The organism is Flavobacterium sp. ALD4 (assembly GCF_002836475.1).
GTDB lineage: Bacteria > Bacteroidota > Bacteroidia > Flavobacteriales > Flavobacteriaceae > Flavobacterium.
This window is the reverse complement of sequence record NZ_PJBJ01000030.1, coordinates 1207642-1220321: the sequence shown is the minus strand read 5'-3', so window position 1 is coordinate 1220321 and position 12680 is coordinate 1207642. Positions and strand designations below refer to the sequence as shown.

General features: G+C 34.3%; 11 protein-coding genes. All 11 read right to left on the bottom strand.

Annotated features, from left to right (window positions below; all coding sequences use genetic code 11):
• Positions 1 to 389: 389 nt before the first annotated feature.
• Positions 390 to 3164 carry a T9SS type A sorting domain-containing protein gene (locus tag CXF59_RS14060; protein ID WP_157824590.1) on the bottom strand — a complete coding sequence of 925 codons (2775 nt, stop codon included), beginning with the start codon at positions 3162 to 3164 and terminating at the stop codon, positions 390 to 392.
• Positions 3165 to 3279: 115 nt separating this feature from the next.
• Complete coding sequence (locus tag CXF59_RS14055; RefSeq protein ID WP_101138361.1) at positions 3280 to 3987, bottom strand: LytTR family DNA-binding domain-containing protein; 708 nt, start codon at positions 3985 to 3987, stop codon at positions 3280 to 3282.
• Between the two features lie 12 nt (positions 3988 to 3999).
• Positions 4000 to 4317, bottom strand: coding sequence for a histidine kinase (locus CXF59_RS14050; protein WP_101138360.1), 318 nt, complete (start codon positions 4315 to 4317; stop codon positions 4000 to 4002).
• Between the two features lies 1 nt (position 4318).
• The gene (locus CXF59_RS14045) at positions 4319 to 5341 is read right to left on the bottom strand and encodes an ATP-binding protein (RefSeq protein ID WP_101138359.1); all 1023 of its coding nucleotides are present in this window, start codon (positions 5339 to 5341) and stop codon (positions 4319 to 4321) included.
• Positions 5341 to 6474: an FIST signal transduction protein gene (locus CXF59_RS14040; protein WP_101138358.1), complete on the bottom strand. Its 1134-nt coding sequence runs from the start codon at positions 6472 to 6474 to the stop codon at positions 5341 to 5343. The genes CXF59_RS14045 and CXF59_RS14040 overlap by 1 nt, the downstream gene beginning before the upstream one ends.
• A gap of 2 nt (positions 6475 to 6476) precedes the next feature.
• Positions 6477 to 9161 (bottom strand): PAS domain S-box protein, encoded by a 2685-nt coding sequence (locus CXF59_RS14035; protein ID WP_101138357.1) that lies wholly within the window; start codon positions 9159 to 9161, stop codon positions 6477 to 6479.
• Positions 9162 to 9169: 8 nt separating this feature from the next.
• Positions 9170 to 9712, bottom strand: coding sequence for a heme NO-binding domain-containing protein (locus CXF59_RS14030; protein ID WP_101138356.1), 543 nt, complete (start codon positions 9710 to 9712; stop codon positions 9170 to 9172).
• Positions 9713 to 9718: 6 nt separating this feature from the next.
• Complete coding sequence (locus CXF59_RS14025; protein ID WP_101138355.1) at positions 9719 to 10129, bottom strand: response regulator; 411 nt, start codon at positions 10127 to 10129, stop codon at positions 9719 to 9721.
• Between the two features lie 117 nt (positions 10130 to 10246).
• Positions 10247 to 10612: an MmcQ/YjbR family DNA-binding protein gene (locus CXF59_RS14020; RefSeq protein ID WP_101138354.1), complete on the bottom strand. Its 366-nt coding sequence runs from the start codon at positions 10610 to 10612 to the stop codon at positions 10247 to 10249.
• 56 nt (positions 10613 to 10668) lie between these two features.
• Entirely contained in the window at positions 10669 to 11448 is a 780-nt protein-coding gene (locus CXF59_RS14015; protein ID WP_101138353.1) for a cyclase family protein, read from the bottom strand.
• 87 nt (positions 11449 to 11535) lie between these two features.
• Positions 11536 to 12669, bottom strand: coding sequence for a radical SAM family heme chaperone HemW (gene hemW, locus CXF59_RS14010; protein WP_101138352.1), 1134 nt, complete (start codon positions 12667 to 12669; stop codon positions 11536 to 11538).
• Positions 12670 to 12680: the final 11 nt, after the last annotated feature.

The window sequence follows — 12680 nt, the reverse complement described above, 5'->3', positions numbered from 1 at the left end:
CCCGGCAAAATTATATACTTCTGCAGACTCTCTTCTTATTAGCTGATCAAAATCAAGCGGTACAAGAGCTTACTTTTTCTACATCACACATAAAGAACATAGATCACTCGGATTTAGTTAAATTTATGGAACCAACATAACAGAATTTCAGTTGGCTACAGTGTAAAACTGGAATAGTAAAAGAATTTCCAATCGCTGGCCCATTAAGGGGACTTTGCGAAACTTGTATTAGTGAATAGTATCAATTAATTCATAACTAAAAAGCTCGGCCTTCGCCAAAACATCCCGTACCTTACAACGACAAAAACAAGAAACATCAATCTCTTCATTTTACAGTACAAAAAAGGCCGCCCGTAATTGGCAGCCTTTCTAACAACATTAACAGTTAACTAATCTCTTATAAACTTATTTTGGAATTGCTCGTTTTCTTGGGTCGTTACAATAAAGAAATAAACTCCCCTATTCAAGTTTTCTACCCCTATTCCCATTTCATTATTATTAGGAATTGATTTAAAGTCTTTACTACTTACTACTCTCCCTGTCATATCGACTATTTTTACGTTCGCACTTTGGGTAACTTTAGGCAATACAATCGTTGTCGATTGCGCACACGGATTCGGGTAGTTATAAATATTTTTCGCTACAATATTAACAAAACTAGCTGCGCCTAAGGTACTTGAGTTTTTAAATATTAACTGGGAAACAGTTACTGCAAAAGCTTGAAAAGCCTGATAATTCCCTTGTACCGAAAACACGATTCCTTTGATTTTTTCCTTGTTGTATTTTTGTCCCATAGGGTTCGTGAATTTATCAAAAAGAACATTCATCTCAGTTGCAGATGAGTTTGCCGGGATTTGAAAACGCAACCTGTTATTCCAGTCAGTTGTGTTTTCTGTTACCAAAACAACCTCAACCGGCAATGAATTTTGAATTGTAAAACCTACCGTTGAATACAAACTGGCATCAAACATTAAATCACCTGGCAGGATGTTTCTGAACACATTCAGAGTGCCAAATATGTCTCCTTTAACAGCTGTGTTTCTCTCTATGGCATATTGATCGTCGGTAATACTAGTATTCGGAATATTGTCAATCACAAATGAAGAAATAGTTGTTTCTGTTTTAGAATAATCCAGCCCCCAAGGACCATCCGCTAAATATAAACCATCTAATTGTTTTGACTTGTCTCCAATTATTGAAAGACCAATATCAAACATTCCGCCTAAGTCTAAAACTATATTTTGTTCATAAGCACCAGTCAAACTTACATCCTGAGAAACTAATTCAGCTGTTGCTAATTCAGTCGTTTTTTTATTTCCTTCAAAAGTTAAATTAAAAGCTCTTGATTTATTTATTATAGCTAAATTTAATTTCCCGTTTTTATAGAATCCGTTTTTTACAAAAACCGTCGGGATTCGATTATCGACCAATTCGCTGGATAACGCCTTTTGCTGTTGCATTTTGGAAATAACTGCTTTTGCAATATGACAAACCTGCGCTGTTGACGCTCCCCAAACTTGAAAATTGAGATAATCACCTATAGGATATTGTTCGATATTCCAGTAACTATGAAGTTTATTTGACGCTGTCAATTGCTGAATAGAGAAGTTTAAAGCATATTCTGTAAGTCCGTTAGCTCTTTTTAATTCGACCAAAATAACTTCATATCCATCCAGATTAATAGTAATAATATTTTCAAGGGAGGAATTATTCAAACGGTCACAAATTGCTTTAGAGTGACTATAAACAGCTCCAGTTGTAGAAGTAGCTAAAACTGCAGCTACTCGATTTTCTCCTTGATAGTAATCAACAGAATACAATTGCTCAGCATTGGTAATTCCAATTAAATCTGTCGGGCTAGATACAAAAGTAGTTTCAGTGCCATTCATTCCTATATCTGGAATCAAAGCAGAAAAATCTACAGTTGAGCCAGCTGTTTTGGCAAAAAGAGAAGAGGGAACAAACTTCTTTTGCCCCACTTTTTTGTTGACAAAACTATTTGTTTTTATTCTGTTAAAGTTTCTCTTAGCAATAAGGCTTGCTAAATCACCATTGCTTTCTAATCCACCATCATTTGCAGATGTTACCGCTGTAGATTCAGCGCTGCTAAGAATAACCAATTCAGAAGATGTTGTATCGCTACTCGTTTTGTTATTCGAAATCCTAGTAGTTGTTGCAGTTACCTCATAAGTTCCAGCTAAAATTTCTGGGTATAATACAGTAACACTCCAATTCGTATTATTTATATAAATTTCCTCAGTATAGGTAATACCATTTATAGTAACTGATAATTCATCACCTCCTAACATGTCACCTCCCCATGTTCCCGAAATGATTGGAGTAGTATCTGTAGTGGTTTGTGAATTTACTGTTGGATTCAAAATTTCTCCAGATGTTATATTATTCAAAGTCCCATTTATGATGACACCTAATTCTTCCCAACTTTTATCTAAAACCCCTGGTTCTTTATCATTAACTCCTGCAACATCACCGTTAGAAGTTTGGCTTGTAGATGTAAAACCATACAATGCAACTGCTGAGTCTCCAGTTATAGTCAAGCCAAAATTATCAAACACATATTTCCTTATGCTTTCTTCCGTAAAACCAAATTCTATCCAATAATCCGTTCCACTATTACCACCGTCAATATCCGTTCCTGCACTATATGTCAATATATTGGCATTTCTGGTATCCAAAAGGAACTCATCATTTTTTGTTCCATTTAACCACGAAGTTTGAGAAGGAGAAAGACCTGTTTTTGAATAATCTCTCTTATGAAAAGACACGTAAGGTGTTCGACTTTTCATATTTGCTTCAATAAAAAGATCTGCTATCAAATCCCCCGAGACATCAAAACCTAAATAAAAAGAAGTCGAAGGGTTACTTTGTCCCATCCTAACTCTGAAAAAGTAAGCGTCATCCATTATTCCGTCAGTAAAGCTAATCGTCTCTTTTTGAGTTTCGACCATTGCATAAGTGGCATTACCTACAAAATCGGTGTCAGCAACAGACTGCTGATCATCATTGGGATCAAATTTATCTCCCTTCATCAAGGCGACCCATGAACCAGTGGCTCTACTCACCACGCTCCTACTTTGTGAAAATCCTAATTGAAAGAATAGCATTAAAAAAAGGGCACTAACCGAAAAGTATTTCTTTTTCATAATCATAGTTTTGTAATTATGACTCAAAGATATACACCTAATCTAAGATTAAATAAAATCTTAGATTAGTCAATACTTGTTGTAGTTGAAATACAATTTAGCAACGATGAGCCGTTTATAAAAGGTTCAACCTTTTCATTAATTCAGGTCTGTTGGCGCGACTTACGGGGATTACGTCTTTGGCAATTAACACACTATTGTCTTCGATGTCAACGATTTTTTTGGTGTTAATAATAAAGGAGCGATGCACTTTTAAAAATAGATCTTTTGGTAATTTTTCTTCTATTTTTTTAAGTGTAGAGTGAACAATATAGTTTTTACTGTCCGTTTTGATATGAATATAATCGCCCTTAGCTTCTACAATATTTACCGCAGCCATTTCAATTTTAATTAACCTGCGGTCAATATTAACATAAAATTCATTTATATCGTCCTCAATAACAGCTGTGGTTTCTTTTGAATTAGAGCTTATTTTGTACCTATCTGCTTTTTGAACCGCTCTTTGAAAACGATCTTCTGTAATAGGTTTTACGAGATAATCTACGATACATTCATATTCGAATGCTTCTATGGCAAAATTTTTATCCGACGTGACCAAAATTACCTTTGGAGGGTTTTTAATCGTTTGAATAAAATCAAAACCTGTAAAATCAGGCATATGAATATCCAAAAATATTAAATCAATATCATTTTGATTTAAATATTTTATAGCTTGTATCGCATTTGAAAATTCATTTTCAATAATCAGATCCGTATTCTTTGAAATGAATTGTGCAATGATCGCTCTTGCCATTTCTTCATCATCAATTATAATGCAATTCATAAAAAAAAATTATTATAAATGACTCACGAAATCTTGCATGGTTTTTAAAATATTTTCAAAATCAGCATTCAAATCTATTGAGTTATTTTTTAAGTTATTTTCATATTCTTCAGCAATATAATAACTTTTTTCTAAACCTAGTATAGATATTTTATGTTTTAATTTATGAACAGATTGGGCCGCTAATAAATAATTCGCATTTATAAATTCTTGACTATATATAGTAATTTCATTTGGAAGTTCCTTTTTAAGAATACCGATTATTTTATTCTTGAAATCAAGATTATCTCCTGAGAGATCGTTGATATAATTTAAATTAGGCTGCTCCATGCTATTTAGCTATTGTGAAATAAAAAATTGTTCCTCTATGCTCTTGGCTTTCCAGCCAAATTTTCCCTTTGTAAAAATCAATGATTTTTTTAACTATCGAAAGGCCTATTCCAGAGGAAGAATCATTGTTCTCTAGTTTTGAAAACATATCAAATATTTTATTTTGATATACTTCCGGAATACCAATTCCATTGTCTTTTATATAAAAACTAAACTCATTATCATTTTCAGTACTACCTATTTCTATCTCTATATTTTCTTTGTCATTGTATTTTATAGCATTTTGAATTAAATTCTGGAATAATTGTTTAAATCTAAAATCATTGCCTAAAATTTTAGGTAGTTCATTTTTAATTTTGATAGCAACATGACCCTGAGTCACATTAGTCCTCAAAATTTCATTTACTAAAATACTAAGGTCAATAATTCTATCATCATCATATTGCGTTTCAATTGCTGAATAATCTAGAATGCCTTTAATCAGCAAGTCCATTTTTTCAACATTAGAGAGAATTAAGTTTAATGACTTAGTGTTATCGTCATTCATCATTACTTGGTTATCTTCAATAAACCAGTTAATCAAAGTATCAATACTTCTCAATGGCGCTTTTAAATCATGGGAAACCATATGGGCATATTCATTTAAAACCTGATTTTGCTTTTCAAGATTTAAAAGTAACTCCTCTCTTTGCTTACTGATTTTCACAATCTCCACAGATTGCTGCCTGATATAATCCAATGATTTAAATGAATCTACTTTTGATATAATTTCAACATCAACACTCATTGAGTTAAGGATAAATTTTAAATTTTTGTTGACTTCCTTTAAGCTTTCTGATTCTTCTCTCAATTTTTGATTGGCTTGAAAAAGCTCATCAGAACTAATTTTCATTGCCCTTTGTAATAACGCTATCTGATCTTCAAAATTTACATATGACTCATTAATCGCTTCTAGGAATAAATCCAAATCATTCAATCCCCCTTTAAGTTTTTTGTCTATTTGCCTTTTCAATAATGGGTTCATTATTCACTTATTAAGGTTAATGTCATGGTTTGATTGTGAAGTTCACAAGAAGTACTTCCATTATGAGGAGCCATTTCTCCATAGGAGTAAAATCCCGTGATAGGTGTTTTCTCTCCAATGCACTCTTGAACTTGCTCAACCTCTTCCTCTACCCTTTGATCCATCATCAATTTACGACCAATGCAACTAACTACGATTGCTATTTCTGGTGCCTTTCCTCTATTTTTCATACCGAACTCTGCTGCAATGTGCGCTCCACCGACAATACCATCGACAGACGCCATCATTAATTGAACTCTTGAATTCACGGGGACATCGCCCGCTAAAGTCATAGAGTGATCTTCGTTATTAATATTCAAGATAGTTCGCACAACTGGTTCTTTTTTGCCTTCTGGCGTCACATTCAACGGATATAATAAAGAGGCTTGCGGTAATTCTTTTGCTTTATCTCCCAAGTATTTTTTATACAAATCAAGTGCTGGCTGGCCATCAATTTCGTAAAGAACATTAGCCTCCGACTTTGTTATTATGCGTTCTGGGCCAAAGGGAATCCAACCACCAAAACTTCCAAAAGTAATTTCCAACGTTTCTCCATAAAACCCAATCAAAATCACTTCGCCTTCTTTGGGATTTTCTTTGTAGGAGGAAATTGTTTTTTCAAATAGGGCTTCATCACCGCACATTCCACCAGTAATTGAAACTGCCGAATCCACTTTATTCTCTAAACTGTTTAATAAGGAACTCCCGTTTACAAAACTTCCCTCAGATAAAACAAATAGGTGCTTTAAATCTTCTTTTGGAATTTGATCAAATAACATTTCCCCTACCATGTCTGAGTTTTTATGATGGTCTAAAATATTTTCTCTTTTAACTACAAAAGAACTTCTTTCAAATTCTATAACTGTTACCGAAATGGAATCATCATACACACTACAAAATAAGATCTCCCCTGCTGTTGATCCAAAAACAATGTGTTCATAAGGGAATTCGTCACGAATATCTGTTATGGTTTCCTCATTTTCCAAAAGAAATCGATTCCCAAAAACCAAAACTAATGGGTTTTTTAGAATTTTTTTTTCTTGAAAATAGTTCCATTTTTGATTTCGTATTTTAGAAGCTTGAATAATTTTCATGTCTATTTATTAAGTTTTATGAAAAAAGTGGAGCCTTCTCCTAATTCACTTTCGACCCAGATCTCGCCATTATACGCATCGACTACTTTCTTAACAATTGCCAATCCAAGACCAGTTGACTGCTCATTTTTGGTGTATGCTTGAAACGTATTGAATATCTTTTTGTGGTGCTCTTTAGCAATTCCCAACCCGTTATCTTTGACAGAAAAAACGAAATAACCATTAAATTCTTCCGAGGCTATTTCGACAAAACCTGGGTTCTTTTCAATATAATTAACGGCATTAACTATTATATTCTGAAATAATTGTTGGATCCTATACCGATCCGCTTTTACTATTGGTAAACTGTTTTTTACGGTAATGCTTATATGTTTAGGGATGTGTATAATGTCAATAATACCCTCTACTATTTGATGGATGTTTACACTTTCCTTCAATGGATTTTCTTTATCAATTTTTGAATAGGTCAATATCCCTTGAATTAAATGATCCATCTTTTCCACTTTATTCTCTATCATGGAAAAATATTGCAAAGTTTGTTCGTTAAATACTTCGTCATTATCTTCCCTAATCCATGAAAGTAAAGGGTGTATACTTCGCAATGGAGATTTTAAGTCATGGGAAACTATTTGAGCATATTCCTCGAGCTCTTTATTGGTTTTCGCTAAGCTCTCCACTAATTCTTCTCTCTGAGTTTCCAAGAGTTTCTTGTTGGAAATGTTTTCTTGAATCGCAAAAAACCGAACTATTTCACCTTTTTTATTATATAAAGCTTGCCCTTGAAGGTGTGCCCAATATTTCTCTCCCGTTTTCGAGTAATTTATAATTTCACAATTAAAGGGCTGCCCTTTAGCAATTTGCCTAGCTAAGTATACAACGGTTTCAGGGTTTGTTTCAGCCCCTTGCAATAGGCTGCCTGGATTTATTCCTACCAATTCCTCTTTAGTATAACCTGAAACCTTTTCAAAACTTGAATTAACCCATTCTATCCTGCCCTTTACATCACAAATCACAACTGAATTAATATTTTTCTCAGCAATTAAGGAAAGTAAATAAAAACTTTCTTCTTGCTCTTTTTGTTCTGTTATATCTAAATGTATACCTATAGAACCGATCACTTTACCGCTTATATCATAATTTGGTGCCCCACTGACTAACCAATGTCTTTGTTCTCCTTTTTTATTCTTTACTTGTATTTCATAGGAATCTGTAATCCCTTCTGTTCTTAATTTATTTTTCGCATTAATCAATTGCTTACCCTCTTCCGTAAAAAGTAAAGTTGATGCTTTTTTACCAATTAACTCGTCTAAGCTAAATCCACTAATATGACAAAAACTATTATTTGCTAAAGTAATCCTCTCGTCTTGATCAACTTCAATCAAACCCAGGTTCATATTGGCGATAATATTGCCATATTTTTCTTTTTCGTTTCGTAATATTTCCTCGTGTTTCTTCTTTATCGTAATGTCGACATAGGACCTAAGATTGCCTTTATAAATACCATCTCTAAAAATAGGAATATAACTTCTCTCAAAAAACCTACCGTCAACAAGCTCCAATTCTTCATTGTAAACTGGTTCATTGTTTTTGAGGATACTATAGAATCTTTCCGCATACAACTCCGGATTTTTGAAAAATCGTTTTGAATTCTCTATTGCATTTGAATGGTCCGTCCCGATTAAAGTCTGCGAATCTTCCTCAATATTAAACATAGTGCAGAATTTTTTATTTGCAAGTAAAATCTTTCTGTTTTCATCTTCTAAAATTACACCCGTTTGTAAATTAACTAAAAGAAAGGAAAGTCTGTTTTCTGATTCCATTCTTTTAAAATTAGCATTCTTTTTTTCCGTTATATCTTCTATCATAGCGAAATACTGTACGACTTCGCCCTTGTGGTTTAGAATAGGTTGCCCCGTAGTTTTTACTAAAAAATTACTGTTGCATTTTCTGCGATGAAGATGCTCAAGATCAAATGGTCGTCCACTTACGAATGGAATTCTCATTTCATCTAACTCTACCTGAGTTGTGCCCTCACATTTTCCAATCTCAAAAGGAGTTTTTCCTATGATTTCTTTTTTAGTGAAACCAGTAAGTTTTAAGTAAGCATCATTACACCAAAATATTTCTCCAGTAGGCTTCGTAAAAACAACTCCGTTTGTATTAGCGCTAGCCACCAGAGAAAGTCTATTCAATTCCTCTTGATCCCTTTTTAATGCTTTTTTTTGATTATTAATTTTAATTAATAACTCTTTTAATTCTTGGGTAGTAATTTCTTGTGTCTTTAACACATGGAGGAGATCAAATAAAGGATCGTGGAAAGCAAAATCGTGTAGTGTTAATTTTCTTTCTCTCACTTGGTCCATCGAAACGAACCACGGAGATCCCACAAATAAAATAGCGTCGTTATATTCTTGGAATTGCCCCCTTAAGTCAATATCCTCAACAGTTGTCTCTATAACTACTAGTTGATTAAAAACTGAAACCAAGTTTTCAAAAGTGGGAGTGTCAATGTAGGGTCTTTTAACCGCGAAAGAGGCCGCGAAATCATCATTCAGTTTAATCGCCGGCAAAGTCTTAGCTAAACTTTTACCACACCCCTTTATTTTTAAATCGGAATCAATTAGAATATAAAACGGGAATAGCTTATTGAAGCTATCTTCATCAAAATTAAACCCTGCCTTTTCCATCCTTTTTTTTACCAAATTATATTAAAAATCTCATGCGAACTGCCTTCGTATCGAGTTTGAATTAAATTAATCGTTACGGGTGTATCATACATTTTTCCCAAACCTTGAATCAAACCTCTTACAAAATCCTGAAGCCCTTCCCTTTTTGACAAATAATGTAAATTAATACTGTTTTCAGTGACATCACTCACCTTAAATTCTGGCGGGGTTAATTTGGGATAAATCAGCATGACGCGATTATGGAAGAGTGGCAAGTTTATTAAAAATTCTTTCAAATCGTTTCCACCCGCTTCCATTAATCCACCATATTTATCTTTTGTAGTTTTTAAAACCCACCATTCACCAAATTCGACCAACACGGCACTCAATGTCATTCCCATTTCGTCAGAAACGGCCTGAGCCAACTTAAAAGTGATGTCGTCGTCATAAGGTTCGGTACTTATAAAAAAATCAATATCTATACCGCTTCTAAGTTTAATAGCCTCCCATTTTTCCTCACCAAAATTAGCGGTAACCAATTCCTCAATCGCCTTATTTATAATTCCGTACATACTTTATTAGGATATTAATTCGTTACAACTCCAATATTCTATTAATTTTTTTATTCGGTCCACATAATCATCATACTTAAGAGGCTTCAACAAATAACCCGCGATACCAGTTCTGTAACACTCCATAACATCTTTCCGGTTATTTGATGTGGTTAAAATAATTGCAGGTATGTATTTTAAATATTCATCTGCTTTTAATATCCCCAAAAATTCAATTCCGTTGATTTTTGGCATATTTAAATCCAATATAATGATATCGGGCGTGATTTCTTTAACCTTCAAAATTGTTAATGCTTCCTCTCCATTATTTGCTTCAATTATCTTATGTCTCAAATTCATGGCACTTAAAACTCTATTGAATTTCATTACCTCAATTGCATCATCTTCAATTAACAATATATTTAGTGATCTGCCCATTTATTTTTTTATATAATGATCGACTCTAAAATAGCATGAATATATAAGTTTCAAACGGATTTTCGATAATTGCACCGTTACTACCGTTGAATAGCCATAAATTGTCGCCGAATGGTTTTAATTTTTTAAAATCGCTACTTGCATTTTCTTAGTTAAGTTTTCGAAAACCAATTCATAGGAATGGTCAATCAATTCTTTTAAGAGAGTATCCTTAACTTCTTTATTTATAGCGACCGTATTCCAATGGATTTTACTCGCGTGCCAACCTGGTTTTATATCATCATACTGCGCACGCAATTCCTGTGCGCGTTCTGGGGCACATTTTAAATTTACTGATGCCTCCCCTTTTTCCCATTGACGTAATGAAGACGAGGCAAAGATTTTTCCGCCCACTTTAAACACCAAAGTATCCTCATCAAAAGGAAAGTGTTCTGTCACCGCTTTTTTGGACAGGCAATATTCATAAAAGTTTTCCAGGTTCATCTTCTAAAATTATCTTAAATTGTAAATGCTGAATTTTAAATCACTGCAATACCAACTTACTTCTTGTCGTCTAAAATAGAATATAAAACAGGTTTACTGGGACTTGCATCATTCTCAAAAGATGCCATTTGTAAATTCAACAAATAACTTCCGTCTTGTACCTCTTGAGAAACAAAAATCATTTCGGTTATCGTACAATCCAATCTAGCATCCGCATTCAAGTTTTTCACATCAGTCACATTCCAAAACGCCTTGTGCGCCAGGAGTTTTCCTTCGTCCTTTTCCTTGTCGACACTTGGCAGGTCAATCAGCAAGTGTTTAATTCCGCTTTCGCGAAGAAATAAAGCAGCATCTTCGGCTAGGAACGGTGGGGCGGTGTGGGAATATTTCCTGGAAACTTTATCGGTATCATTCGGCAAGGTCCTGATGACAATTGCTTCTGGTTTTTTTCCATTTAAAGCAGTCTCTATCGCCGCTTTTGTAATCACAAAGTCCCCTTCCTGGTCTTCTAGTTCCACTGAAACTAATTCGGCGGTAAAGAAAAACTGTTTCAGGACTTGGTTCACGCTATAAAATGCATGCGTGATATGCCCCAAACATTCCGTATGCGTTCCGTGGCCATGGGGATTAAAAAGAATATTATTGAAATTAGTGGAAGACATCCCTGACGAAACTTTACCTACCCATTCATCAAACTTAACGGGCTCAATTACTGGTTTATCAATATACCAAGCGATTGGATTGTCCTCTGTGTTAGATAATGGTATCGAAATGTCAATGGGTTTTGATAAATCGACTTGAATAGTTTGGTTGTTGTGTTGAATAGTAGTTTTCATGATTTTTTAACGCAAAGGGTAAAAAGATTAAACTAAGTCCACAAAGCTTTTGAGCACTGTGCTTCCTTTCTGTGCTTAGTAGTTATATTATTCCAAATTTACCCAAAAAAGATCAGACGCTATCCCATCTGTCAAAAATTTTCCTTTTTTTGTGGGTTTCAAAATACCATTCTCTACTAAAAGCAACTTATCGTCTATAAATTTTTGAGCTTGTTTATGGACATAATTCAAATACATCTGCCCAAATTCCGCTTGAATTCTATCTAAGGAAACACCCCAAATGGTTCGCAAACCTGTCATAATATATTCGTTATAACGGTCGGCTTCCGACAAGGTTTCTAATTCATTTGGCAACTTCTCTTCTTGAATGGATTTCAAATAGATTATGTTATTGGATACATTCCAACTTCTGGAAATTCCATTATAACTGTGTGCCGACGGCCCAATACCCATATATTTTTTTCCCAACCAATAGGCGGAGTTGTTTTTTGAAAAGTAATTTTCTTTACCGAAATTCGATAATTCGTAATGAATAAACCCTTTTGACTCCAGTGTCTCCACCAAAATCATAAAATGCTCCTGAGCTACATCGTCTTTTGGCGCTTCCATTTTTCCGGTCTGAATCATTTTACTCATAGCCGTTTTAGGTTCTACAGTCAAAGCGTAACTCGAGATGTGTGGTACGCCAAAAGAAAGCGCCTTTTCAATGTTCTGCTTCCATTTTTCATTGCTCATCCCCGGAACTCCATATATCAAATCAAGCGAAATATTGTCAAAATACTTAGTAGCTTCTTCTAAACATTTCTGGGCTTCCGCCGAATTATGCGCTCGGTTCATCATCCGTAAATCATCTGCGAAGAACGATTGAATCCCAATACTTAAGCGGTTGACTTTGCTTTTTGACAATATTAATATTCGTTCACCAGACAAATCATCCGGATTGGCTTCGAGCGTGATTTCCGGGTTTTCACCGACCTTATAATTTTCATAAACTGAATCAATCAGGAAATTAATTTCGTCTGAAGTTAATACCGAAGGCGTTCCTCCTCCAAAATAAATAGTCTCTATTGTGTCGTTGTGAAATTCGTTTTTGCGCATTTGAATTTCTTTGGCCAAAGCCAAAACCATCTCCTCTTTCCTCTTCATCGACGTCGAGAAATGAAAATCACAGTAATGACACGCTTGCTTGCAGAATGGTATGTGTATGTAGATGCCGCTCATTGTATAATATT

Coding starts and splice junctions, on each gene's coding strand:
- CXF59_RS14045 (WP_101138359.1), bottom strand. CDS start 5,341: ATGAACCCATTATTGAAAAGGCAAATAGACAAAAAACTTAAAGGGGGA.
- CXF59_RS14040 (WP_101138358.1), bottom strand. CDS start 6,474: ATGAAAATTATTCAAGCTTCTAAAATACGAAATCAAAAATGGAACTAT.
- CXF59_RS14050 (WP_101138360.1), bottom strand. CDS start 4,317: ATGGAGCAGCCTAATTTAAATTATATCAACGATCTCTCAGGAGATAAT.
- CXF59_RS14025 (WP_101138355.1), bottom strand. CDS start 10,129: ATGGGCAGATCACTAAATATATTGTTAATTGAAGATGATGCAATTGAG.
- CXF59_RS14055 (WP_101138361.1), bottom strand. CDS start 3,987: ATGAATTGCATTATAATTGATGATGAAGAAATGGCAAGAGCGATCATT.
- CXF59_RS14030 (WP_101138356.1), bottom strand. CDS start 9,712: ATGTACGGAATTATAAATAAGGCGATTGAGGAATTGGTTACCGCTAAT.
- hemW (WP_101138352.1), bottom strand. CDS start 12,669: ATGAGCGGCATCTACATACACATACCATTCTGCAAGCAAGCGTGTCAT.
- CXF59_RS14060 (WP_157824590.1), bottom strand. CDS start 3,164: ATGAAAAAGAAATACTTTTCGGTTAGTGCCCTTTTTTTAATGCTATTC.
- CXF59_RS14035 (WP_101138357.1), bottom strand. CDS start 9,161: ATGGAAAAGGCAGGGTTTAATTTTGATGAAGATAGCTTCAATAAGCTA.
- CXF59_RS14015 (WP_101138353.1), bottom strand. CDS start 11,448: ATGAAAACTACTATTCAACACAACAACCAAACTATTCAAGTCGATTTA.
- CXF59_RS14020 (WP_101138354.1), bottom strand. CDS start 10,612: ATGAACCTGGAAAACTTTTATGAATATTGCCTGTCCAAAAAAGCGGTG.